General features: G+C 41.9%; 24 protein-coding genes and 1 pseudogene. 6 read left to right on the top strand and 19 right to left on the bottom strand.

Annotated elements, in window-relative coordinates; translation table 11 throughout:
- Positions 1-112: 112 nt before the first annotated feature.
- Positions 113-2,827 (bottom strand): preprotein translocase subunit SecA, encoded by a 2,715-nt coding sequence (gene secA, locus B2W49_RS08650; RefSeq protein WP_291338802.1) that lies wholly within the window; start codon positions 2,825-2,827, stop codon positions 113-115.
- Positions 2,828-3,165: 338 nt separating this feature from the next.
- On the opposite strand from secA, the gene B2W49_RS08645 reads away from it, so the two are divergent.
- Entirely contained in the window at positions 3,166-3,807 is a 642-nt protein-coding gene (locus B2W49_RS08645) for a peroxiredoxin (protein ID WP_291338801.1), read from the top strand.
- Positions 3,808-3,956: 149 nt separating this feature from the next.
- On the opposite strand, the gene B2W49_RS08640 is transcribed toward B2W49_RS08645, so the two are convergent.
- The 5 genes from B2W49_RS08640 to B2W49_RS08620 form a co-directional block, all read right to left on the bottom strand.
- Positions 3,957-5,003: an SPOR domain-containing protein gene (locus B2W49_RS08640; RefSeq protein ID WP_414630592.1), complete on the bottom strand. Its 1,047-nt coding sequence runs from the start codon at positions 5,001-5,003 to the stop codon at positions 3,957-3,959.
- Positions 4,994-6,277, bottom strand: a complete 1,284-nt coding sequence (gene folC / locus B2W49_RS08635; protein WP_291338799.1) for a bifunctional tetrahydrofolate synthase/dihydrofolate synthase — start codon at positions 6,275-6,277, stop codon at positions 4,994-4,996. Before folC ends, B2W49_RS08640 begins: the two co-directional genes overlap by 10 nt.
- Complete coding sequence (gene accD, locus B2W49_RS08630; protein ID WP_291338798.1) at positions 6,274-7,170, bottom strand: acetyl-CoA carboxylase, carboxyltransferase subunit beta; 897 nt, start codon at positions 7,168-7,170, stop codon at positions 6,274-6,276. The genes folC and accD overlap by 4 nt, the downstream gene beginning before the upstream one ends.
- Positions 7,167-7,970: a tryptophan synthase subunit alpha gene (trpA, locus tag B2W49_RS08625; RefSeq protein WP_291338797.1), complete on the bottom strand. Its 804-nt coding sequence runs from the start codon at positions 7,968-7,970 to the stop codon at positions 7,167-7,169. Before trpA ends, accD begins: the two co-directional genes overlap by 4 nt.
- Before the next feature lie 406 nt (positions 7,971-8,376).
- Positions 8,377-9,444 carry a helix-turn-helix transcriptional regulator gene (locus B2W49_RS08620; protein ID WP_291338796.1) on the bottom strand — a complete coding sequence of 356 codons (1,068 nt, stop codon included), beginning with the start codon at positions 9,442-9,444 and terminating at the stop codon, positions 8,377-8,379.
- A gap of 132 nt (positions 9,445-9,576) precedes the next feature.
- On the opposite strand from B2W49_RS08620, the gene B2W49_RS08615 reads away from it, so the two are divergent.
- Entirely contained in the window at positions 9,577-10,452 is an 876-nt protein-coding gene (locus B2W49_RS08615) for a metal-dependent hydrolase (RefSeq protein WP_291338795.1), read from the top strand.
- 308 nt (positions 10,453-10,760) lie between these two features.
- Here B2W49_RS08615 and orn read toward each other — a convergent pair whose 3' ends face one another.
- Positions 10,761-11,318 (bottom strand): oligoribonuclease, encoded by a 558-nt coding sequence (gene orn / locus B2W49_RS08610; protein ID WP_291338794.1) that lies wholly within the window; start codon positions 11,316-11,318, stop codon positions 10,761-10,763.
- Positions 11,319-11,441: 123 nt separating this feature from the next.
- Here orn and rsgA point away from each other — a divergent pair, with 123 nt between their 5' ends.
- On the top strand, positions 11,442-12,500 hold the full coding sequence (gene rsgA / locus B2W49_RS08605) for a small ribosomal subunit biogenesis GTPase RsgA (protein ID WP_291338793.1): 1,059 nt from the start codon (positions 11,442-11,444) through the stop codon (positions 12,498-12,500).
- A 569-nt stretch (positions 12,501-13,069) separates the two neighbouring features.
- On the opposite strand, the gene B2W49_RS08600 is transcribed toward rsgA, so the two are convergent.
- From B2W49_RS08600 to B2W49_RS08550, 11 genes and pseudogenes are all read right to left on the bottom strand, one after another.
- Positions 13,070-13,669 (bottom strand): hypothetical protein, encoded by a 600-nt coding sequence (locus B2W49_RS08600; RefSeq protein ID WP_291338792.1) that lies wholly within the window; start codon positions 13,667-13,669, stop codon positions 13,070-13,072.
- A 360-nt stretch (positions 13,670-14,029) separates the two neighbouring features.
- Positions 14,030-14,353 (bottom strand): annotated as a pseudogene (gene ssb / locus B2W49_RS08595) (single-stranded DNA-binding protein); the annotation flags it as partial.
- 262 nt (positions 14,354-14,615) lie between these two features.
- Entirely contained in the window at positions 14,616-17,015 is a 2,400-nt protein-coding gene (locus B2W49_RS08590) for a DUF3987 domain-containing protein (RefSeq protein WP_291338791.1), read from the bottom strand.
- A complete protein-coding gene (locus B2W49_RS08585; protein ID WP_291338790.1) occupies positions 17,012-17,407 on the bottom strand; it encodes a hypothetical protein in 396 nt (131 codons plus the stop codon). The genes B2W49_RS08590 and B2W49_RS08585 overlap by 4 nt, the downstream gene beginning before the upstream one ends.
- Entirely contained in the window at positions 17,400-17,786 is a 387-nt protein-coding gene (locus B2W49_RS08580) for a hypothetical protein (RefSeq protein ID WP_291338789.1), read from the bottom strand. The genes B2W49_RS08585 and B2W49_RS08580 overlap by 8 nt, the downstream gene beginning before the upstream one ends.
- 2 nt (positions 17,787-17,788) lie before the next feature.
- Positions 17,789-17,986, bottom strand: coding sequence for a hypothetical protein (locus B2W49_RS08575; protein ID WP_291338788.1), 198 nt, complete (start codon positions 17,984-17,986; stop codon positions 17,789-17,791).
- The gene (locus tag B2W49_RS08570) at positions 17,983-18,222 is read right to left on the bottom strand and encodes a hypothetical protein (protein ID WP_291338787.1); all 240 of its coding nucleotides are present in this window, start codon (positions 18,220-18,222) and stop codon (positions 17,983-17,985) included. Before B2W49_RS08570 ends, B2W49_RS08575 begins: the two co-directional genes overlap by 4 nt.
- On the bottom strand, positions 18,219-18,440 hold the full coding sequence (locus B2W49_RS08565) for a helix-turn-helix domain-containing protein (RefSeq protein WP_291338786.1): 222 nt from the start codon (positions 18,438-18,440) through the stop codon (positions 18,219-18,221). The genes B2W49_RS08570 and B2W49_RS08565 overlap by 4 nt, the downstream gene beginning before the upstream one ends.
- 1 nt (position 18,441) lies before the next feature.
- Complete coding sequence (locus tag B2W49_RS08560; RefSeq protein WP_291338785.1) at positions 18,442-18,735, bottom strand: helix-turn-helix transcriptional regulator; 294 nt, start codon at positions 18,733-18,735, stop codon at positions 18,442-18,444.
- Between the two features lie 86 nt (positions 18,736-18,821).
- Positions 18,822-19,694 (bottom strand): DUF6387 family protein, encoded by an 873-nt coding sequence (locus tag B2W49_RS08555; RefSeq protein WP_291338784.1) that lies wholly within the window; start codon positions 19,692-19,694, stop codon positions 18,822-18,824.
- A gap of 140 nt (positions 19,695-19,834) precedes the next feature.
- Positions 19,835-21,025 carry a tyrosine-type recombinase/integrase gene (locus B2W49_RS08550; RefSeq protein ID WP_291338783.1) on the bottom strand — a complete coding sequence of 397 codons (1,191 nt, stop codon included), beginning with the start codon at positions 21,023-21,025 and terminating at the stop codon, positions 19,835-19,837.
- A 269-nt stretch (positions 21,026-21,294) separates the two neighbouring features.
- On the opposite strand from B2W49_RS08550, the gene B2W49_RS08545 reads away from it, so the two are divergent.
- The 3 genes from B2W49_RS08545 to secB are packed head-to-tail and all read left to right on the top strand — an operon-like array spanning position 21,295 to position 22,483.
- Complete coding sequence (locus tag B2W49_RS08545; protein ID WP_004976250.1) at positions 21,295-21,702, top strand: rhodanese-like domain-containing protein; 408 nt, start codon at positions 21,295-21,297, stop codon at positions 21,700-21,702.
- A 33-nt stretch (positions 21,703-21,735) separates the two neighbouring features.
- Complete coding sequence (gene grxC / locus B2W49_RS08540) at positions 21,736-21,990, top strand: glutaredoxin 3 (protein WP_004976247.1); 255 nt, start codon at positions 21,736-21,738, stop codon at positions 21,988-21,990.
- Positions 21,991-22,024: 34 nt separating this feature from the next.
- A complete protein-coding gene (gene secB / locus B2W49_RS08535; RefSeq protein ID WP_004976246.1) occupies positions 22,025-22,483 on the top strand; it encodes a protein-export chaperone SecB in 459 nt (152 codons plus the stop codon).
- Between the two features lie 82 nt (positions 22,484-22,565).
- Here secB and coaBC read toward each other — a convergent pair whose 3' ends face one another.
- The gene (coaBC, locus tag B2W49_RS08530; protein ID WP_019838026.1) at positions 22,566-23,840 is read right to left on the bottom strand and encodes a bifunctional phosphopantothenoylcysteine decarboxylase/phosphopantothenate--cysteine ligase CoaBC; all 1,275 of its coding nucleotides are present in this window, start codon (positions 23,838-23,840) and stop codon (positions 22,566-22,568) included.
- Positions 23,841-23,924: the final 84 nt, after the last annotated feature.

Below are 23,924 nucleotides of genomic sequence, written 5' to 3'. Positions count from 1 at the left end.
CAAAATCTGCAAATGCTATATACATCTTGCAAAGCTATTATCACAAAGATTCTTTGCACTAAAACACAAAAAAGCAGAACCGAAGTTCTGCTTAAGTTGCAACAAGTCAGTTTTAGATTTTACCGTGACACTGTTTATATTTTAGTCCTGAACCGCATGGGCATGGCGAGTTACGACTCGCAGGCGGAATAACAGTTTGCTCAGCTGCACTATACTGTGATTCTGATTCAAAGGTTTCACCCGTTAAACCATCTACATCAGCATGTGAAAGATTAAGCTGCATCGCTTCTGCTTGCGCTTGCTGTTGCGCTTCCATCGCAGCCAATTCTTCAGGTGTTGGTACATGCACACGCGAAAGATCAGTAACGACATCGGCTTTAATCACGGCCAACATATTCACGAATAAGTTAAAGGCTTCTTTTTTGTACTCTTGCTCAGGGTTTTTTTGCGCATAGCCACGTAAATGAATCCCTTGACGCAAATAATCCATGGCCGCCAAGTGATCTTTCCAGTGACGATCGAGTGAACTGAGCATAAAGTGACGTTCTAACATCGCGGCAGATTCATCACCCATTTGCTCACGACGCGCACGGTAACGCGCCACAATTTCATCGGCAATACGCTCAACCAAAGCTTCTTCATCTAGGCGACGATCATCTTCAAGCCATTGGTTAATGGGTAGGTCAATCCCTAAATCATCACGCAAGGCGCGCTCTAAACCATCAATATCCCACTGGTCATGAATTGATTCTGGTGGAATATAATTGGCGATCATGCCTGTAACCACTTCACGGTGCATTTCTTCAATATAGTCTTGCAACGTGCTTTCTGCCAGAATATCATCACGCTGTGAATAAATAATCTTACGCTGTTCGTTATTTACATCATCGTATTTCAACAAGTTTTTACGGATGTCGAAGTTACGCGCCTCAACTTTGCGCTGTGCATTTTCGATAGAGCGCGACACCATTTTGTGTTCAATTGCTTCATCTTCCTGCAAGCCCATGGCACGCATCATTGCCACAACACGATCACCTGCGAAAATACGCATTAAGTCATCTTCAAGTGACAAATAGAAACGCGACACGCCTGGGTCACCCTGACGACCTGCACGACCACGCAACTGGTTATCAATACGGCGTGATTCATGACGTTCTGAACCAATAATGTGTAAGCCACCTGAACTTAACACCATGTCATGGTTTTGCTCCCACTCCGCTTTTAAGCGTGCTTCATCTTCAGGGGTTGGATTTTCAATTTTAGCTAGCAGTGCTTTCCAGTTACCACCTAGCAAAATATCTGTACCACGACCTGCCATGTTCGTGGCAATGGTCACCGCACGTGGGGCACCTGCTTGCGCAATAATGTCAGCTTCGCGTTCGTGTTGCTTCGCGTTCAATACTTCGTGCTGAATACCCGCTTCACGTAATTTATCCGATAAAATTTCTGAAGCCTCAATGGTCGCTGTACCAATTAGAATGGGTGCGACACCTGCTTCATGCACACGCTTAATTTCTTGAATAATCGCGTTGTATTTGCCAGTACGGTTTAAATAAATTAAATCGTTTTGATCATTACGAATCATTGGGCGGTGGGTTGGAATAATGACGACATCTAGACCATAAATTTCTTTCATTTCTGCAGCTTCAGTGTCTGCAGTACCCGTCATTCCCGATAGTTTTTTGTATAAGCGGAAATAGTTCTGGAAGGTTGTAGTCGCTAAAGTCTGGTTTTCAGGCTGAATTTCCAAACCTTCTTTGGCTTCTACCGCTTGGTGTAAACCTTCAGACCAACGACGACCAGGCATGGTACGACCAGTGTTTTCATCAACAATAATCACTTCACCATCATGGATGATGTAGTGCACGTTACGTTGATACAGGAAGTGCGCACGAATAGCTGCAGATACGTGATGCACCAAATTCAGGTTGGATGCAGAATACAGACTTTCGCCTTCTGCCAACAAGCCCATTTGAATTAATTCATTTTCTACCGTTTCATAACCAATTTCGGTCATTTCTACAGTACGTTGTTTTTCATCAATCCAGAAATGTCCGCCATCAGCTACTTTTTCTTCTTTTTGCGGATGCAATTTTGGCGGAATAGTGTTGATCGCTGCATATAACTGGGATGAGTCATCGCTTTGACCAGAAATGATTAATGGTGTACGTGCTTCATCAATTAAGATCGAGTCGACTTCATCAATAATGGCATAAGTCAGACCACGCTGTTTTTTTTCGCTTAACGAAAACACCATGTTGTCACGCAAGTAGTCGAAGCCAAATTCGTTATTGGTACCGTAAGTGATGTCTGCGCGATAAGCTTGTGCTTTTTCAGTCGGGTCTTGCATGGAATAGATAATGCCAATGCTTAAACCTAAAAACTCAAATAAAGGGCGGTTAAGTTCAGCATCACGCTGCGCCAAGTAGTCGTTCACAGTAATGACGTGCACGCCCTGACCGCTTAAAGCATTTAAATAACAGGCCAAAGTCCCCATGAGGGTTTTACCTTCACCTGTACGCATTTCTGCAATTTTACCTTCGTGCAAGGTAATACCACCAATCAACTGCACGTCGTAGTGACGCATGCTCATGACACGTTTGGCGGCTTCACGACATACTGCAAATGCTTCTGGTAATAATTTATCTAAACTTTCGCCTTTGTTATAACGTTGTTTGAATTCTTCGGTTTTAGCAGATAAGTCTGCATCGCTTAAGGCAGATATCGTCGGCTCGAGCGCATTAATCTTGTCTACGATTTTACGCATGCGTTTGAGTTCACGCTCATTTTTAGTACCGAAGATTCCTCCGATCAGACTTGCCAACATGAATAAACTCTCTAAATCTTGCTTGTCAAATAAATAGGTTTTTCTTAGGGGTTATTATGGTGCTAGAAATTTGAAGTACAAGGGTTTTGCACAAAAACCTATTAAAAATTCCAATCTCTACTTGCCATTTCTCGCTGCTAAGTGGCAGTTAATGTAACAAATTTCGAGCGGACGATATATAGCAATCACACATGAATCTATTTTGAAAATGCAATAAAAATGACACACCATATTCAATTTACTCATAAGAACATGCAAAAACACCATTTAATTTTGCAAAAGAAATGACACATAGTAGTACACATACATCAAACAACAAAACAAGACAGAGGTACACAATGACTATTCACTTAGGTGACATCGCACCCAACTTCACGCAAGACTCAAATGAAGGCCCAATTGATTTTTATGAATTTTTAGGCGACAGCTGGGGCATTTTATTTTCGCATCCTGCCGACTACACTCCTGTCTGCACCACCGAGCTAGGCTATACTGCAAAACTGAAAGATGAATTCAGTAAACGTAATGTTAAAGCAATTGCTCTTTCTGTAGATGATGCTGAATCTCACAAAGGCTGGATTCAAGATATTAACGAAACTCAAAATACAACAGTTAATTTTCCAATTCTTGCTGACAAAGATCGTAAAGTATCTACCCTGTACGATTTTATTCACCCGAATGCCAGCGAAACACTAACTGTTCGCTCACTGATCATTATTGATCCGAATAAAAAAGTACGCTTGATCATCACATATCCTGCATCTACAGGGCGTAATTTCCATGAAATTTTACGTGTGATTGACTCATTGCAACTGACTGACAATTACAAAGTTGCAACACCTGCCAACTGGCAAGATGGTGAAGATGTGGTAATTGTACCGTCCATTCAAGACGAAGCAGAGCTTAAACAACGCTTCCCAAATGGATATCAAGCCATCAAGCCTTATTTACGTTTAACCAAACAGCCGAATCGCACTTAATTGAATATTGCGTGAGCAAGCCTATCTTTGGATAGGCTTTTTACAATCAAAGCATTTGAAACCACACCTAAATTCATTCAATCAGCATGAACAACGGATTTAACCCGAAAGATTAAATCCTTTGTTAATACACATCTTAGTCGGATGATCTAGTCACGTTTATCTAATGGCACCCAGTCAATCACCCATGCCGATTTCATATTCAAACTTTGGTCTGCAGTAATTTTCTTGCGGGTTGCATCTGCAGCATCACGGTCTTTAGATGGTCCAACCATAATTCGAACTCCTTTAGAGGTTGGACTTTGGGTGACTTTATAACCTTTGGCTTTCAATTTTGCCGCCAAAGCATCTGCATTGGCTTGATTAGCCGCCAAAGCCACCTGTACCATCCACTGCTTATCATCTTCTTCCAATAACTTACGTGCTTTTTCAGCCTCAGCCTTTTTCTTGGCAGCTTCTTCAGCTTTGCGTTTTTCCTCAGCTTTACGCTTTTCTTCGGCAGCCTTACGTTCTGCTTCTTTTTTCGCTTCAACTGCTTTACGCTCTTGCTCTGCTTTACGTTTCGCATCGGCTTGGCGTTGTTCTTCCGCTTTGCGCTTCTCTTCTGCAATGCGTTGTTCTTGCGCTAAACGTTTTTCATCTGCTGCTTTTTTCTCTGCAGCACTACGCTCTTGCGCAGCTTTTAACTCAGCAGCTTTCTTGGCATCTACTGCCTTTTGCTGCTCTAACTTTTTTTGTTGAGCAGCTTTTTCTTCAGCTAAGCGCTTTTGCTTGACTTGTTCATCTTCGACCAATTCAGGCGGAATATTGTCAGAACTTTGCTGCTGACCAGAACGTAATGCATTTAAGGCAGCATATTCTTCTGCAGCTTTACGCGCTGCTTCTGCTTCTGCCTGTTGCTGCATCGCTAAAAACTCAGCTGCACGCGCTTCTTGCTCTGCCACTGCTTTTTCACGCGCACGACGTTGTTCTTCAAGCAGACGCTGCTCGGTTTGCACATCGACAGTTAAAGGTTGCAATTGCACCATTTCTGCCTGATTGGCATTCTTATGTTGAACTTGTTCGGCTTGGCTTGGGGTTTTCACATTATTTTGATGTATTTCTTCTTGCCCTTTTAAAAGCAATGCTGCCAATAAAACACCACCACCTAATAAAACAACGCCACCCATCCAGCGTTGTTTGTTATTCATTGACATTCTTCCAAATACTCCCATACCGCTTCTAAGGTATGAAATGATCCACATACCAAAATCAGCTGATTATTTTTAGTTTCATCCAGTGCTGATTTAAAAGCCAATTGTATACTGTCGAAGTGTTGTATTGTTTCGCCTTGCAAAGCCTGATCCAAAACCGTGATCTCTGCCGCACGAGGCACATTTAATGTGGCAATTTTCCACATTACGACACTACCTTTCAATAACTCAACCACAGAATTTATATCTTTATCTGCAAGCATTGAAAAAACACTGATTACTTCAGTGTACTGTTTATTGTAATTTAAGAAATTGCGCAATTGCTTTAACAAAAATTCAACGCCATGCGGGTTATGTCCTGCATCAAAAATCACAGTTTTGCCCTGAATTTGACGAATTTCAAAACGCCCTGACAATTTAGCTGTTTGAATACCTTGTGCAATCGCATCTTGGGTGATTTCTAAACCGCTACGCAAGACTGCTGCCACCGCAGTTGAAATATTATCGAGTGCCAAGCTGCCTGTTGGAAGTTTTAAGGTGCAGCCCGATGCAGCAAACATCCACGACTCACCATCTTGCATGTCCCGATAAAAATAATCACGATTCAAAACAAATAAGGAGGCATTGCAGGCTACTGCCTTATCTTGAATAGCTTGAGGCAAATTTTGCTGACCTGCAAAAATAACAGGAATGTGAGGACGAATAATACCTGCTTTTTCATAGGCAATTTTTTCGATGCTATCGCCCAACCAATCGACATGGTCTAAACCAATATTGGTGATAACCGCGACATCTGGATTGACAACATTGACCACATCTAAGCGCCCACCTAAACCAACTTCAAGCACCCACACATCGCAGTCACGTGCTTTAAAAATCACAAAGGCCGCCAAAGTCGTAGCTTCAAAGAAAGATAAACTCAAATCGCAATCACGTCGCGCTTGATCGACTTGTACAAAAGCATCAATCAAACTTTGGTCATCAACCTCAACGCCTGCTAATTTGACCCGTTCATTAAAACGGTAAATATGAGGCGATTGGTACAACCCAACCCGATAGCCCTGCGCATTTAAAATGGCCGCTAAAGTGGTTGTGGTAGAGCCTTTGCCATTGGTTCCCGCAACCGTAATAACTTTGGCTTTAGGATGAGTTACCCCAAGTTTTTCTGCAACGGGAATGACCCGCTCCAAACCTAAATCAATACCCGTAACGTGAACATGGCTCCAATAATTGAGCCATGTGTTTAGATCATCGGTTGCAAGAGGTGCTGTGTTCAAGGCAAGTTCATCAGTTTCGCAAGAATACGATAAACTGTATCACGTAATGCATGACGATGGACAATTTGATCGACCACACCATGATCAAGTAAGTATTCTGCACGTTGGAACGGCTCTTCGAGTTTTTCTCGTACAGTTTGCTCAATCACACGTTTACCCGCAAAACCAATCATCGCTTTAGGTTCTGCAATGTGTACATCACCCAACATCGCCAATGATGCAGTTACGCCCCCATATACAGGATGAGTTAATACCACGATGTACGGCAAGCCTGCTTCTTTCATGCGTTGAATTGCAGCAGAAGTACGCGCCATTTGCATTAAAGACAACATGCCTTCTTGCATACGCGCACCGCCCGATGCTGCGAAACAAATTAATGGTTGTTTTTGCTGAATCGCACGTTCAGCGGCTTGGACAAAACGGTCACCAACTACGGTACCCATTGAGCCACCCATAAAATCAAACTCAAATGCGCAAGCAATGACTGGCATATTTTTTAATAAGCCCTGCATCACCACTAAAGCTTCGGTTTCACCTGTTTTATTTTGCGCTTCAGTCATACGCTCAGGATAAGGTTTACTATCTACAAATTTAAGTGGGTCTTTGGCAGAGAATTCTTGACCTAATTCATTTTGTACTTGGTCAAAGAACCAAGTTAAACGCTCACGCGCTTTCATGCGTAAATGTTCATCACATTGTGGGCATACATAAGCGTTGAACGACATTGCCGTACGTGTCACCAAGGCATGACATTCTGGACATTCAATCGTTGGTTCAGTAAAGATCGCTTTTAATGATTGTTGCTCATCTGGTGTTTGAATACCAGGTACACCTCGTGCAGTCCACGGCGTCGATGGGCTTAGAATTTTCCCTGTTTTCACTTCTTGACTCATACTAACTCATCGAGCGCAGCTCGAAGCTCCTTCACTTTATTAACCGTTGCAATGACGGCTTGTTCTGGTGCTAAGCTCGCAAATTGTTTTACAAAAGCACTTCCGACAATAACTGCATCGGCAGCCGCGCCCATTGCTTTGGCAGATGCAGCATCACTGATGCCAAAACCCACACCTACAGGCACGTTGGTTACCGCTTTAATCTGTTGGATGCGGGCCGCTGCTTCTGCAACATCAAGTGTTGCTGCACCCGTCACGCCTTTCAAAGAAACATAGTAAATAAAGCCACTGGCTTGGTTTGCCACAAATTGAATACGCTCTGGTGTAGAGGTTGGTGCCAACAAGAAAATTTGATTCATCCCGTATTTATTCAGGACTTCATCAAACTCTCGGGCTTCTTCAGGCGGTAAATCCACCAAAAGCACACCATCGACACCACAGTTATGTGCATATTCAACAAACTTTTCATAACCAATGACTTCTACAGGGTTTAAATATCCCATCAACACCACAGGAGTTTCCTGATCTTTTTGACGGAATTCTTTGACCATGCTTAAAGCATCTAGCGTATTGGTTCCACCTGCCAACGCACGCTCTGCAGCGAGGGCAATCACTGGACCATCGGCCATTGGGTCTGAAAACGGCAAACCTAATTCAACGACATCTACCCCTGCCTCGACCATTTGATGTAACAACGGAACTGTGACTTCTGGATGAGGGTCACCTGCCATAACATAAGAAACCAAGGCCTTACGCTGTTGAGATTCAAGCTGTGCAAATCGTGTGGCTAAACGTGACATAGGGTTGTATTTTCCTTGAATGATTAAAACTGAGACATTTGCTATTGTAGAAATACAAATTGACCCATTGTAACGCTATTTTTTACTCAATGAATAGCGCACAGGCATGGGTTGCTGCATTTCTGTTTGCAAAACAATTTATTCAGAACAACCGCGAGGCTACATTTACTGATATTTGCACTTTTTTCTCAATGATCAAAGATGCCTAATTTTGCCTGCTTATTGGTTATAGAAACTTGCTCAATCGAGCTTTTAAATTTAAAAATATTGATTAAAATAAACAACATAAGTTTTTATCTTAGGCTTTATCAACCTTGCAAAAGCTGTTTCAGTCGTGGCTGCAGACCAATTATCTTCAATTTCTTAACGCGAAATGACCTGTTGATTATGGGCCAATCCAACCAATTTATGGCATAGCTTGCTGTATAGAAAGTGCATCATTTTCTGCTTGCTGCAATTGTTGTTTACGTTTTAGCAGCGTCTGTCCTGTGCAGGCTTTATAAGCACGTGCCAAAGCCGATTGGTCTGAATAACCCAACAACTGTGCAATGTCGCTTAGACTCACATTTTGTCGCAGTAAATGTTCACAGCGCTGCATTCGTTCTATTTCAAGAATCTGTTTAAAACCCGTACCTTCCTGTTTAAGCTGGCGCTGTAGCGTACGCCCTGAACGAAATAAACGCTGTGCCACCCATTCAATATTCGGCACTTGCTGTTCATAACGTAAATAATACGCCACCTGCTCTTGGACTTGTTGCCGCACGGTTTCTAATTGTGGTTTTAGCGCAATCGCATCTTCGGCTTGTTTGGTCAATAAATGAATTAAAGAGGGATCGGCCTGCTGTGGTTTTAAACTCAGACTTTCTAAATTTAAAACAATTTGATATTCCGTTTGTTTAAATAAAACCTTACAACCATAAAACTTTTCATAATGCAGCATCGCCACACGCGGTGCGTGGGCAAAATGAATTTCCCGTATCGGGGAATGTTGAAAATTAAAAATTTGCATTGCCAATTGCGTCATACAAGCAAACGTCATTTCATGAACCAGGCTATACTTTTCATCCACCAACGGCCATGATAAATATAAGGCATCCGATTGTTGTTCCAGCTGCATGGGTACTGCTGCCGTACCATCTACCACCAAACGACTAAAACGCATCATATATTGAATGGCTTCTGCAACACTATTACTACGCGATGCCATATAGCCAAGCACGCCAAAATGTTCAGGCTGAATATAACGCGCCAATTCAAAAATAAGCGTTGGGCAGTCCAAAAACTGAATACTGTGTTGGATGATGTCATTAAAAAACTGATAAGACGATTGGGTATCCATGGGCAATGCCAACACATGCTGTAACTGCTGTAATTGTGCAGGAGAAAATCCAAGCTGCTCAGGAACCTTTTCCTGTGCAGATAAATAGCGTAACCAAAGTTGATAATAGCCATTTGGAATTTGAATTTCGCTCACGTGCTTGCTCATCTTGACATGCATCATTTTCTTTTGTCGTTTAATGTATAAAAACTGGCAAATACTGTCAAAACAAATCTGCCAAAGCCCGACATACTGCAAACAGAATTGACTAGAGTGAAATAAAATAAAATGAATGCACTTGTCCAATATCATGCTACGCCGATAGTACGCAGTAATCTCGATTTTAAATTAACTGATGTGCCGCGTTACTGGTTTGCGGGTGACCCGTTTCTGACCCGCATGTTTGACGCTTTAAGCCTGACTTTTCCTGATGGTGAGCGTTATTTCATTCAATCGGTACGTTTGTTCCGCGATCAAATTCAAGACCCTGACTTAAAACAGCGTGTTGCCGATTTTATTCGACAAGAAGCCCAGCACGGCATTGCACACGACAAAATGAATCAGATCATGAAAGATCAAGGCATGCCTGTAGATCAGTTTATTCAGCGTCTAAACAAAGTGTTTAAGTTTGAACTGAAATATCGCTCACCCCAATACAATATCGCCATGACAGCGGCTGCGGAACATTTAACTGCACTCATGGCAGAAACTTTTTATGGCGAAAAAGAAACGCTACAAGATGCACATCCGTATGTCCGCGCCTTATTTGCATGGCATGCGATTGAAGAAATGGAACATCGTGATGTGGCGTTTGATGTGATGCAGCAGGTAGGTAATGTGCCTGAAGTGACCCGAAAAATGGCATTGGTATTTACCACAGGCTTAATGTTTGGGTTTACCCTTTACCGCGCCAATGTCATGCTGAAATGCGATGGCTTTAATCGCACCCAACGCCTCAAAATGAATGTACGTGGCTTGCAATGGCTATTTGGCAAACAAGGAAAATTACGCAAAATGCAATCACAATATCGTGATTGGTTTAAACCTGACTTTCACCCTAGCCAACATCCAATTATTGCACAATATGATGTCTGGCTTGACACTTTAGCGCAAACAGGCGACCCAATTCAGGCGGGAGAAGCATTTTGGCAGGCAGGAAAATAAAGCTTTTTATTTTGCTTGGTTTTTAATTAATAAATACCTCAGCATTGCCTTATGCCCTACTTTATATAGAGCTATTAGATATCTTTCATAAATCAAGAAATGATCGTTATATTCATATTTAAATGAATAATAAAACTTTCTTCTCTTGCGCCATATATGGCTGAGGATCAGATATATACCGCAGGAGGTAGTGCGAAGCAATGCTGAGTCATTTCTCATTTATTTTTTATTTATAAATGATCAATACCGTTTTGGCGCAAGAGATCGCTATTACTGTGATAGCGCCACCTCTTACGCAGAAAAAGGTTTTAGTCCTGATTCATAATAAAAAAGTATTGGCGATAATATTTCAGCTCGGCAATCGAATCACGAATATCATCCATCGCCAAATGTGACGCATTCTTTTTCAAACCGCTCATAATTTCTGGACGCCAGCGCTTTGCTAACTCTTTCACTGATGAAACATCCAAATTACGATAATGGAAATATTGTTCCATTTCAGGCATTAAACGGTGTAAAAAACGGCGGTCTTGGCAAATCGAGTTGCCACACATTGGCGATGTTTTCGGATTGACCCATTTTTTCAGAAACTCGATAGTTTGCTGTTCTGCATCCTGCGCAGTGAGTTTGCTGCGACGCACACGCTCAATTAAGCCCGATTGTCTATGCTGACGTGTATTCCACTCATCCATAGCATTTAAAATACGATCGGGTTGATGCACAGCCAGCACAGGACCTTCTGCCAAAATATTTAAATGATCATCGGTCACAATGGTAGCCACTTCAATAATTTGGTCGTTGTCGGTATCCAAACCTGTCATTTCCAAATCAATCCAAATGAGGCGAGTATCAGGCGTGCTGCTCATAAATGTGCAATCTTATTCGGCTTAAAAACAACATAGTAGCAAATTTCTTGCTTCTTGGCTGTAACTGTGCCCCCGCTTCATGCTATTTTTGCCATCCTGAGTTCATGGTTTTTTAGGATATGAATGGCTTTAATTCGTAAGCGTCGATTGACTGAACAACAGCAACGTCGAATTGAAAAACAACACAAGTCACGTCAGACAGACATTGACACTTCACATGATTTAGAAGGCTTGGTGGTACAACACTATGGCCGTCAATTAGAAGTACAGGCTTTATCTGTCCCTGAAATTCATCCTGAAAAGCCGATAGTCCTAGCAGGCGATCCAGAGCCTTTTTGGAAACCTATTGAAATGGGCAGTGTTTGGCGCTGTCACACCCGTACCAATTTAGAATTATTGGTCACAGGAGATCGGGTCAAATGGCAGGCCGATCCAAATACAGGTTTGGGAATTATTACCGCGATTCATCCACGTCAATCGTTACTGACCCGACCAGATCGCTACCATAAGGTTAAACCTGTTGCCGCTAATATCAGTTTGATTGTGATAGTTTTTTCGCCTCTACCTGAACCTGCACCAGGCTTGATTGACCGCTATTTAGTTGCCTGTGCAGATGCTGATATTCCAGCCTTATTGGTCTTAAACAAATCTGATTTACTCAAAGAAAACGACCCGATTTTAGACTTACTCAAGGAATATCAAGACTTGGGCTATGAAGTCATGCAAACCCAGTCCGATGCGAATTTAGAGCATTTAGCGGCACGTTTAGCAGGTGAAACGGTAGCTTTTGTCGGGCAATCGGGCGTGGGTAAAAGCTCGCTGATTAATGCTATCGTGCCTGAAGCGGCACAAAAGACCAATATCATTTCGGAAAACTCGGCACTTGGGCAACACACAACGACCTCTACCCGCTTGATTGGCTTTGGAAATGGTGCTGCCTTAATTGACTCACCGGGGATTCGTGAATTTGGTTTGTGGCATTTAAGTGCAGATAAAATTCAGCACGGTTTTCCTGAAATTGAAAATTTGCTGGGACATTGCCAATTCCGTAACTGTACCCATAAACACGAAAAGCAATGTGCGTTGCGACAGGCAGCCGCACAGGGTGAAATTTTGCCGCGTCGTTTAGACAGTTATTTAAGACTCTGTGATGAAATTGCCGAAGCGCAACAAAAAAATTAATTTTATTATGGCGCCGCCCTTGAAGCGGTGTTTTTGATCGCCATATTTATGCAATCAATTAAATCTGCATGTTGTTGTTTTTGTTGGTTTTATTTATGTGAGTTAAAATTTTAACCTCCAATTTAACCTCCAATCGTGTTCTGTACCCCTCATTTTTGAGCAATAAATTATTTTTTTCGCTTCCTCATTTTGGTGGCTCAGGTGGGGCTAGATTTAGAATCTTATTCTTTGTGAGTGACTTTAAGGTACTCACTTGATCGGTTTTGAAATCCATCCAAGTTTGGATATATCCCCCAGTGGGGGTAATCCTATGTTCAGGTTATTTGCAGAAGTAAACCGCCCGAATAATTGCACTGTAGTTCTATTGGGATTTTAAGCATTAAAACCACATTTCCGCCCATCCCTCGCGCGCGCGCGCGTAGTTGTTGCGAAACACAACGCAATTTTGCGCTCAGTGAATACCGTTGCTCAATTTTGAGCATCGCTTTTAAAACATAGATTTAGCCAACGCAATTTTGCGTCATCATAATGTTAGTAAATGATAAGGCTTGGACTACTGTGCAAGTTCATCATTCCCATGATGGTTTTAAACCATGTCTATTCATAAAGGCATGAAAGCCTGCAATACAATATTGCTCTGACTTTCTTTCTAGCTCGTCATGCCTCTGCACCAATCTGTTGTAGGTTGAATGGTGCATCCCTTTAGGCTTCAACTTATGCCACGACTTCATGAATGCGGTGTCATACTGCCAGTTAAGTTTATTCCTGATTTTATACATGCCTGCTCGTGTGCTTTCTAATTTGCAACTCTGCTGTGTGCTGTAGTTCAGTTTGTGGCAAGTTCTACAGAAAAACATTGAATTGCGTAGGTATAGCTTTGCAACTCGCTTAGAACACTTTGGGCAATTAAACCAATAGCGTTTGCCACCATAGTTGCATGGTGTGGTGACAACATCCACTAAATAGCGGTGCTGCTGCTCGTTGCATGAGTAGCTTAATAGTAAACCGCCGTTATCGTAGTGATATGTTATAGATGAAAATACTTCTTGAGATTTACCTTTTCGCCATGCCCATGAGTTACTTCCTCCACCATCAAATACCTTATATCGAGCCATGACACGGCTGTCCAAGCTCAGGCAATCTTCAATTTGACCGTGTGTTTTTTCCATTGACAACCTCGCTTTAATTGATGGGTATTAAATCAAGCTCAATGCCTTATGTACCCTGTGTTTTAGTCATTTTACAGTGTTTTTCAATATGAAATTTCACTAATGATTTAGGTTGGCAATCAAGGTCTAGGTTTGAATCATGTTTAAGTTTTTGTCTAATTAGACTGCATGAATCTAAAGCAATCTAAAGCTCGTTTTTGGCATAAAGCAGCATTTGCGAAACAATCCCTATGAAAGAAGCGTTTATTCTATTGTCACGATTTCCATGATAGTTGAATCTGCATGATTATCTTGACCATTCAGCCAATAAAAAAGCTCCCCATATTTAGGGAGCTATCCGTGACAAGTTATCTAGCATCACAGCAATTGCAGAATATCCGCCTTTATCTCTGTGACTTCCCGATCTGCACCGCTTTGGTCTTTCCACTTCCTTGTACGCAAGCTGCCCTCGATATACACCTTGCTGCCTTTCTTGAGGTACTTGCTCGCAATCTCGCCTAATCGGTTGCTAGTGGTGATTCTGTGCCATTCTGTAGCCTCTTTGCGCTCTCCAGTGGCTTTGTCTTTCCAGTGGTCAGTAGTTGCAACGCTGAATGTTGTAACGCTGCCACCGTTGGGAAAATTCTTAGTTTCAGGGTCACGACCTAACACACCCATCACGATTGCTTTGTTCACGTTTGGCATTGTTCAATTCTCTAATATCTAATGTGGTCATTAATTTGAAAATAAGTTTTTCTAGTCTAGGAATCGGGCTATTTTGGCTAAAGTCGCTGTAAGCCTTGCCACGTATAGCTTTCGCCTTAGCCTATGGCTTGGCTAAAGTTGGCTAAAAAGGCTAAGATTTAATATCTATCAGCATCATTTTAGCCTTTTTAGCCTTTCTTAGCCTTTGGGTTGGCTAGAGTGAAAGTCTTAGTACGCAAGGGTTTCAGGCATTTTAGCCTTTTTAGCCCACTTTTGAGAAAAGAGGATTTAAAACCACATATTCCTTTTTCCCGATTTGCTCGATATGGATATACTCAGCATCAATTAAGTGACTGAGTGCAGCATCACGGTTGTTTTTACTGCGTAGGTGCTTTGGATAAACAGTAGTTGAAATGGCTGATTTCAATATCTTTGATGAATCTTGCTTTTTCAGCCACTCCAGCATCATCTCGCTGTCTGACTTTTCCGCCTTGCCGTAGTAGCGCAGCCACTCATCTAAAGAGTATTTGCAAAGGTCTATAGCGTTTTGCATGATGCGAGCGTCAATATAATCAACCTCCGAGCAATACGCCAAAATTGCAGCTACTCGCAAAACATACTGATTAGTGCGTAAAGCATAGGCTCTGATAAATTCATACTTTCCACCCTTGCCAACTTCCTGCCCGATATAGTTCTGATACTGAATATGTAACCTCTCAGCATCTTGGCATTTTGTAATTATGACTCTGCCATCGTCACCAACAAAAAGTTTATTGCCAAAATACGGAGTGGTCAGCATCTTCTCGCAGAATTGCCAGTATGCTTTTAAATCCTCATCATCGTATGGTTTGATGCTCTGCTGCTCTAATGTCACTTCACGGTGCTGGAGTGGTGTAGGTGCTGCAAACAAAACTCTAGCCAAAAAACCTTGCTCACGTAGTAGAGAGTTGGTTAGGGCGGGTCTTGCAACAACATCCTGCACAGCAATATCTAGGGAAAAATATTTGTTCTCAAAAAAATGGCTATCCTCCGCATTTCTTAAAAGTGCATTTCCCTTGCCAGTATCAACTAGGTCATTTAAAACGCTAATTGATTCGCCTACAGTGTCGCTTTTTAATGAGTAGCCACTAAAGAGATAACCACCCTCGCCAGTTGCCCATATATAACTATTGCCAGCTCCGTCTGCCATCATTCTGATAATGGCTTGTGTCGTGGTTTTCTTGAATCTCGACATCGGGTTCACTGGAGCGTCACCACGCTCATCTGACTTCTTTTTACTCCAGCTTTTATAATCTGCGTAAAACCGATTCATATTTTCAGATTCGATTTCCCCACTGATTTTTGAAGCATCATTCTTGCAAACGTCTTTACCCTCTCCCGATGGAAAAATAGTAAGCATGAATAGGCTGCATGGCTGCCCTTTTTCTGACTTGTCGCTGGGTGCTTTGATGTGTCTTTGCGCTATATATGCTTGCTCGCCTAAATACGTTTGAGCCGCTACTGCTAACGGTACATTGTGAAAATGAGCGGATTTCTTAATAGCTTTTGCAATAACATCAGGGAAAGCATGAATAGGATATTCACCCTCAACATATTGGCCAGCAATGTGTAAAAGTTGCGGTTCTCCCCATTCACGATCTGTTTTGCTGCTGTCATACTCACTAATCAAGCCCATTGCAAATAGTGCATGAGTGACTGCCTGCAATGCCTCTGCTGCTGATTTTCCACCATGTTCTAATAGTGCAAAACCATCGCCAGCAATCGCTTCGCCTGTACCCTGTGAGCAGATAAAAGAGCCATCGCCATTTTCGTTGTCGAATCTAAACCGATCTACACCGCCACACATAGGACATGCAACATGCTCATTAGGTGCTGTTGCTGTAAATGGGTAGCCAATGCGACTTAGAATCTCCTCCCAACGACCACGCGCTAATAATTTAGCCTGTTTAAAATCTAGGTTATAATGTGCTTGTTGTGTTTGTTGTGTTTGTCTTGCTTGTGGTTTTTCTGCCTGTGCCTTTGGTTTTGCCACCTCAGGCATGGGTAGCGATTCAATCCATGCAATCAAGTCCGCAGCATCTCGCCATTCATCAGAATGTACCACTTGCGTCATAAATGCCTCCCCCTTGCGGTGATAGAAGCCAGTTAGCCGCATAACTCGCGGTAAATCATGAATAGCTTTATCTGCACCATCATCAGCAAAGTGATGAATTAATCGCTTTTGTAGTTCAGTAAATTGATTAAGTGGAATCTCGTCATTTTCGGCAATAATCCAGTAAGCGTGATGCTTGCCTGCGGAACTCTCAATAATCAAGTTGGGTGGAATGCCATCCATATTCATCAGCCGATCTAATCGCGCATGGTCTACTGTGTCAAAATCCACCCATAGCGCACGCACACGCGTTACATTGTCGCTTGTACGACCTTGTAAGTCGGTTTGATTGACCGTAACGAATACGCCTGCACCTTGACCATTCAGCCGCGCTAAGGTGTCAAAATGAGCCTCTAGTGAGCCGTGATAGATATGAACAAGGTTTTTGTTTTTGTCTGCATCAGCAAAGGTTTGAAAGGTAAATTCACCGCCAGCATCCAGCATGTCTAACATGCGCTCTGCCTCTTTCATACTTGGTGCAAGTGTATTTAGTTGGGGTTTTGCATTCATTTCGCACCCCCTTTCATTACATAATCCACCGCAACTTCTAGCAATTCATCTAATGAGCTACAAGCTAGGGTTAGTCCGTTTATAGCTGCTGCTGTATGCCCTTTTGCTAGGTTTAAATGCGCAAGTTCTTCAAGCGTGTATAAGATGCCAGTAGCAAGATTAACAATCATTGAGATGTCTAGGATTGTTTTTGCGCTTGCACTTTCAATATCTTCTAAAGCGGCACTTGCCAGCGTTTCGCATACTTCAAGCATCGCCTTTGCTTTGTCATCTGATATGTCGTGTTGGTCATAGCTCACATATAAGCGAAGCAATGTACCCTCCAGTGATTCAATAATCACTTGAGAATTTTCTAAAAAGTTTTGAGCGGTTTTATTGATTTGTTTAGGCATGAGAATTGCCTCCTAAGACAGTTTGAGTTTTGAGAAGTTTCACCAATATAAAACTGGTGATGGGATTCACTCTCGAGGTCTTAGACTCGCCCCACATATTCGCCATTGCTGACTTATTTTGTGATGTCATCCCATCATAGATGGATTGCAGCCTTGTTGGCGTAGCTGAAACGCTTGCGCTTGTTTTCTGCACAGCTTGAGAGGCTTTGCAAAACTTAGGCACAAAAAAATCACTTTTACGATGTGAGGAATCGCTAAGACTATTTGAGAGGCCTACAGCATAAGCGGAACGGCTTAGACTTGCAATAACAAAGCAAAGCAAAACAAAGCACATGCCTAGAAGCAATCCCTTAAACATTTCAAAAAATAGCTCTTTCATGCTTATAACTCCTCTTGAATAATCTCTAGGACTTCAATCATCTGTGCTTTGATTTCTGCCATTGAGAAAATACGTCCATCCTCAATATCAATAATTAAACCGACTGCAACATCGTAGATATTCGCTAACCGCAATTCATCATCTGTAAAGGGGAGGTCATCCACCACGCTTGCAGATTTAAAATCTATAATTTCGCTCATGACTTCACCTCTGCCAACTTGTCAAACAACGTCTTTAAGCTGCCGTAGTGAAATGCCAAAACGTCCACCGCATCGGGGTTTTTCATTAATTGTGCATGAGCCGCCAAAATCTCTAGCTCTGCACCATCCACCACATCAAGTTCCACAAAAACCATCGCATCATCATTCACGATTAAATGTGCTTCGGTTTCTGTGTCATTCATTGGTCGGTATGAAGCCAATACAAAATCTTTCATGATTTCACCTCGCTAATAAGTTCATACCGTGCATGTCTGCCAGTGCTGCGACTGTTCTTCTCGTAATGGGTCACAATGTCGTAGCCAGCTTTGCGTAAACGCTCGATATTCGCACTTAGTCGGTAATAGCCATAAGAGTTAGCCGCCTCTGCCTGTGTGATGGTTTTACCGCTTTTGAGGTGATTTAGGATGGTTTGGTCTTGAGTAGTTTTGTTCATGTTAAGCCTCCATTGTTGCAATGTCGGCTTGTTCTTCAATCCACGCCTCGACCTCTGACATGCGCCATACAGTGACGTTGCTTGAGAGTTTTAAAGGCTTCGGAAATTTCCCATCACGCACCCAAGTCCATATAGTTTTTTCGGTCACTGGTAACAGTCCGATGCGCTCAGGCTTTGCGCTTACTTTGCGTTTCTTGCCTGCGTTCTCACCTGTCTTAATGGTGTAGATTTTTTCGGGGGTAGATGGTGCGCTCGCTAATTGTTTAATACGAGCGTATTTTTCATGTGCTGACATGTTGCACCCTTGCAAGTTGGAAAGCGTTATTGCTTGGGTGCAGTATGTTTTTTAATAATTATTAGAGTTGTGACATCGAATGAATATTACTTTTCACTACTTTGATCTGATAAATAGAATAGATATGCACTCTCATTACTTCTTGAATTTAAGAGTTTTTTTGCAAAAGGTATGATTGTTTCTCGCAATTGCTTTCCAGTGTATTGACCATGAGGAAATAAAAACTCTGCCAGTGTATCGTACTCAATGTGTTGGTCTGTTAGCCTCTGCCATAAAAGAATATCAATGACTTGTAGCGTCCGAAAGTTTTTAAACTTTCTTATAAACTCTTTAGGCGGTAGGAGTTTTGGTCTGTGCTTTAGTTGCTTTCTCAATTTTTTTAAATGCTTTTTTATATCTGCAATGATTGCATCATCCGAAAAATCAAGATTAATACTAATTGCTGGGTACTCATCATACTTATCTATATTGCGTCTATGCGCATATTCAAAACGAGTATCTATATCATCACTTATAATTTTAATTGGCTGTATATATGGCGTATTATAGATTTGAAGTCCCGCAAGTATTCTAGGCGGCTTTCTCCTGTTTGATATTCTGCCAAGTTGGGGATGGTCTAAAAATTCTGACTCTGCTCGTGTCTCAATCCATCGTAGATATGACTCTTTACCATCCTCAATAATTTGTTCGATAGTTCGAGGTGGTGGAGTATATTCAACGCGCTTACCATCAATAATTTTAAAATACTTTATGGTTATAAATTTTTTATTCTTTCTGTCATCCTCTGTGATTGGGGTGGCGTAATCACCTTCAAGTATTGAATTAATGTGGGGTGACGTGCTTTGCCTATCTTGGATTTCGTGAGTTAGCCCCACAACACTAAAATTTTTATAATGTTCGTCATATCTCTTATTATTAAAAAATTCAGGTATCTTTTTTTTATCGCTTATACGTTTCAATTCATGCCTCCCACAGCATCCCCAAAAGTCGCTAGGTAAACAAGTTGGGTGCTTGCTTGTCGGATGCCTCCTATACCTAGCAATCTAAATATATCAAATAATCATGTAATAGAAAGTTATTGAACGTCCTTGCTTGTCGCTTACACTGTCTTTTTAAATGGAATAATGTCGGGGTCATCCTCTTTGTGTAGATGGTCTGCCAGTTCTTCAATATCAGGGTTGTAATAGGTATTAATGAGAATACCAATGGTTTTATGACCTGTGATTTTTGCCAGTACCTCTACTGAGAGTTTTGCATTTTTAACCATCCGTGAGATGGCTTCATGTCGGGTGTCGTGGAAAGTTAAGTCATTAATTTTTAATTCACGCTTCACAACCTGATTAAAAATTGTAGATAAGCCGTTTCCGCCCACTTCGCCCTTTGCGACTAGGTTTTTCACAGTACAAACATCGGTTTCATGTATCCCTCGCATATAGCTTAGAAGCTCAATAGCTCGCTTAGATAAAGGGACTTTTCTAGCTGTACCGTTCTTTGTGATTTCTAGTTCAACATGCCTATCGTAAACGTCTGCCCACTTTAGGTTGGTTATCTCGCTTGCTCGCATCGCCGTCTCAATAGCAAATAGAAATACCCACGCCGCTTGTTGTTTCTTGGTGACTGGTTGAGAGATACCATCATATTTGAATGCGTCTAGGATTCTATTAATCTCGTCTTGAGATATGCGTCTATTTCTACTCGGTGACTGCTTCGGCTTTGCTATATCGTGCAATGGGGACTCGGTCATAATCCTTAGTTCCTGGCGTGCGTATTTGAACACAGCACCCAGTAAGCCTAAGTCACGAGCTACTGTTGCACTCTTAACCTTTTTCAACCGTTCATCCCTAAATTGAATCATATCTAGCTGCCCCAGTTGGTTTACTGGTTTTTTCATCAATCGGGGAAATGATTTTATATAACCATTTAATACAGTGACCTCTACAGCTCCACCTCTTTTGTGTGGTGTGACCTTTTCCATATAAAGCCGTATCAGGTCGGCAAAACTCATCTCTGACAAGTCTTTGATTTTTTCCTGTCGTTTTTGCTCAGTCGGATTAATGCCCTCAGATATTTGTTTTTTTATCTCATCACGTCTTAAACGAGCATCTTTAGCATTCAGCACCTTTGGATATTCGCCCAGTGTGATTGTGCTTTTCTTTCCATCAAGCGTATAAAGCACTTTCCAAGTCTTGCGACCTGTCGGAGATACAAATAAATACAATAACTCACTGTCATGTATTTTCTGTGTTTTTGACGTTGGCTTGATAGCATCAATCTGCAATTTAGACAGCATGGGCGACCTCACGACATTTCTTTAATTTTCATAGCATTAGAGAGGTGTAATATTTTATGGCAATCAATTTTTTTTAACCTCCAATTTAACCTCCGCTTGGGTGGTTTTGTTAGTCTATTGCATGTTGTTGCCGTTCACAACAAAGTAGCCTAAAACCTTTTACGGCAAAGGCTTAGAGTTATGGCGTGTGATAGTTGGTTTTTGTTAGAATACTGCTATATTTATACGCTATACTCTTGAACAATTTTGACATTGTAATTAGGTGACTTGTGGAACGTTGGTTCGAATTTATGGGAAATCATCCCTTCTTATTTGGGACGCTGGCAGTATTGGTGGTGTTGTTTTTTGTGTTAGAAGGTCAACGCAATGGTCGCAAAATTTCCCCACAATCTTTAGGTATTTTAGTCAAAGCTAAAAATGCAATGTTGATTGATTTACGTGATGCCAAAGATTTCCGTGAAGGCCATATCAGTGGTAGCCGCAATATTCCCTATAGCCAAATTACCAAGCATGTTGAAGAGTTAAAAACCTCAGATCGTCCATTGGTCTTTATCTGTAACTTGGGTCAGGTTGCAGGCAGTGCTTTACAACAGGTCGCACATACCGATGCCTATCGTTTAGATGGCGGTATTAGCAACTGGAAAGCACAAGGTTTACCTTTAGTAAAAAGCAAATAGTTTTACCCAATATTTTTCGCAAGGAGAACAATCATGGCTGAAGTCACTATTTATTCAACGACTGTATGTCCATACTGCATTCGTGCAAAACAACTCCTTGAGCGTAAAGGCGTTGCCTATAAAGAAATTAATTTGTCGAATGAAGCGCCTGAAGTACGTGTTGAATTAATGCAACGTACCAATCATCGTACCGTTCCACAAATTTTCATCAATGACCAATTTATTGGCGGCTTTGACCAATTATATGCGTTAGATCGCGAAGGCAAGCTTGATCAATTATTGGCATAAACATAACACGATAACCAACTCTTAAGGATTTAATATGAGTGAAGAACAACAAGCTCAACCACAATTGGCTTTAGAGCGTATTTATACTAAAGACATTTCTTTTGAAGTTCCTGGGGCACAAGTATTTACCAAAGAATGGCAGCCTGAATTGAACATCAACCTGTCATCTTCAGCAGAAAAAATTGATCCAACCCACTTTGAAGTGGCATTAAAAGTTGTAGTTCAAGCCAACAACGCGGGCGATACGGCATTTATTGTTGATGTGACCCAAGCTGGTATTTTCTTAATTGATGGCGTTGAAGAGGAGCGTTTACCATACATTCTTGGCGCATACTGCCCGAACATTTTGTTCCCATTCTTGCGTGAAGCTGTAAATGATATGGTTACCAAAGGCAGCTTCCCGCAATTATTGCTCACCCCAATCAACTTCGATGCAGAGTTTGAAGCCAATATGCAACGTGCTCAAGCTGCTGCAGCCGAAGGCCAAGCTTAATTTACGCTGTATTTAAGCTAAAAAACCGCTGAAATTTCAGCGGTTTTTTTTATGTCACTAACTTATGGATATACGATAAAGGTTAAAACTCATCATCCTGTGATGGGTCACGATACAAGGCATCATGAATTGCTTCGACCAATTGCTGCGCAATTTCCTGTTTCGAGGCTTTTTCCAAATCGCGTTTTTCCATACGGTAACTTTCGGCAAAAAATACGGTCATGGCATTTTCATCGGAAGCAAAACCAATATCGGCACGAGAAACGTCATTGCAAGCGATCATATCCAATTTTTTCGCCACCAATTTGCCTGCTGCATATTGTTCTACATTGCGAGTTTCTGCGGCAAAGCCGACCATAAACGGACGTTTTTTCTGCTGAGCAATAGTCGCAACAATATCTGGGTTTTTGACCAAGGCCACATTCAGCTCATCGCCTGATTTTTTAATTTTGTGTTCCGCAATTTCTGCCACACGGTAATCCGCCACTGCGGCTGTCGCGATGAAAATATCACAACCTTGTTCTAGCATTTGCAAACTGGTATCTAGCATTTGAATTGCAGAAGACACATTAATTCGCTGTACCCCATTAGGTGTATCTAAACTGACTGGACCTGCAATAAGCGTTACTTTTGCCCCTGCCGCATAACAAGCTGCAGCCAAAGAAAAACCCATTTTGCCTGTACTGTGGTTAGAAATATAACGCACAGGGTCTAAAGCTTCGCGGGTTGGACCTGCCGTAATGGTGACATTTTTACCGGCCAACATACCAAATTTTTCCACCAAAGCACGCTGCGCCTGATGAAAATACTGCGTCACCTGAAGCGCCAAATCTTCAGGTTCTGGCATACGCCCTAAACCAACATCTCCACAGGCTTGTTCGCCCGCATCGGGCATAATTACGTGCACGCCATCTTCCACCAAAGTGGTTAAGTTACGCTGTGTGGCTTTGGCTGCCCACATTTGCTGATTCATGGCAGGTGCAACCCAAACTGGTGCATTGGTGGCTAAATATAAAGTACTGAGCAAATCATCGGCCAGACCTGCAGCAAATTTGGCTAAGGTGTCGCAACTGGCGGGCGCAACCAAAATTAAATCGGCCCAACGTGCCAATTCAATATGCCCCATACCTGCTTCGGCTTCGGTATCTAATAATTCGGTATGTACTGGATTGCCCGACAGTGCTTGAAAAGTCAGCGGTGTAATAAAAGCTTGTGCCCCCTTGGTCATGACCACGCGAACACTAAACCCTGCGTCCTTTAAACGACGCACTAAAATCGCACTTTTATAGGCCGCAATGCCGCCTGTCACAGCTAAAATAATGTTTTTATGAGGGATGACGCTTAAATCGAAGCTCACAAATAAGCCACCTTTTTGTTGCAGTGGCGCTCACAATAGCATTAAATAATGTCATTCCCAAGAGATCTGCTTGGATTAAAGTTT

The organism is Acinetobacter sp. UBA801, from assembly GCA_002296655.1.
Classification (GTDB): Bacteria; Pseudomonadota; Gammaproteobacteria; order Pseudomonadales; family Moraxellaceae; genus Acinetobacter.
The sequence above is the reverse complement of the archived record's forward strand: the minus strand, read 5'-3'. Positions and strand labels throughout refer to the sequence as shown.

Coding starts and splice junctions, on each gene's coding strand:
- secA (WP_291338802.1), bottom strand. CDS start 2,827: ATGTTGGCAAGTCTGATCGGAGGAATCTTCGGTACTAAAAATGAGCGT.
- B2W49_RS08645 (WP_291338801.1), top strand. CDS start 3,166: ATGACTATTCACTTAGGTGACATCGCACCCAACTTCACGCAAGACTCA.
- B2W49_RS08640 (WP_414630592.1), bottom strand. CDS start 5,003: ATGTCAATGAATAACAAACAACGCTGGATGGGTGGCGTTGTTTTATTA.
- accD (WP_291338798.1), bottom strand. CDS start 7,170: ATGAGTCAAGAAGTGAAAACAGGGAAAATTCTAAGCCCATCGACGCCG.
- trpA (WP_291338797.1), bottom strand. CDS start 7,970: ATGTCACGTTTAGCCACACGATTTGCACAGCTTGAATCTCAACAGCGT.
- B2W49_RS08615 (WP_291338795.1), top strand. CDS start 9,577: ATGAATGCACTTGTCCAATATCATGCTACGCCGATAGTACGCAGTAAT.
- orn (WP_291338794.1), bottom strand. CDS start 11,318: ATGAGCAGCACGCCTGATACTCGCCTCATTTGGATTGATTTGGAAATG.
- rsgA (WP_291338793.1), top strand. CDS start 11,442: ATGGCTTTAATTCGTAAGCGTCGATTGACTGAACAACAGCAACGTCGA.
- B2W49_RS08600 (WP_291338792.1), bottom strand. CDS start 13,669: ATGGAAAAAACACACGGTCAAATTGAAGATTGCCTGAGCTTGGACAGC.
- B2W49_RS08590 (WP_291338791.1), bottom strand. CDS start 17,015: ATGAATGCAAAACCCCAACTAAATACACTTGCACCAAGTATGAAAGAG.
- B2W49_RS08585 (WP_291338790.1), bottom strand. CDS start 17,407: ATGCCTAAACAAATCAATAAAACCGCTCAAAACTTTTTAGAAAATTCT.
- B2W49_RS08580 (WP_291338789.1), bottom strand. CDS start 17,786: ATGAAAGAGCTATTTTTTGAAATGTTTAAGGGATTGCTTCTAGGCATG.
- B2W49_RS08575 (WP_291338788.1), bottom strand. CDS start 17,986: ATGAGCGAAATTATAGATTTTAAATCTGCAAGCGTGGTGGATGACCTC.
- B2W49_RS08570 (WP_291338787.1), bottom strand. CDS start 18,222: ATGAAAGATTTTGTATTGGCTTCATACCGACCAATGAATGACACAGAA.
- B2W49_RS08565 (WP_291338786.1), bottom strand. CDS start 18,440: ATGAACAAAACTACTCAAGACCAAACCATCCTAAATCACCTCAAAAGC.
- B2W49_RS08560 (WP_291338785.1), bottom strand. CDS start 18,735: ATGTCAGCACATGAAAAATACGCTCGTATTAAACAATTAGCGAGCGCA.
- B2W49_RS08550 (WP_291338783.1), bottom strand. CDS start 21,025: ATGCTGTCTAAATTGCAGATTGATGCTATCAAGCCAACGTCAAAAACA.
- grxC (WP_004976247.1), top strand. CDS start 21,736: ATGGCTGAAGTCACTATTTATTCAACGACTGTATGTCCATACTGCATT.
- secB (WP_004976246.1), top strand. CDS start 22,025: ATGAGTGAAGAACAACAAGCTCAACCACAATTGGCTTTAGAGCGTATT.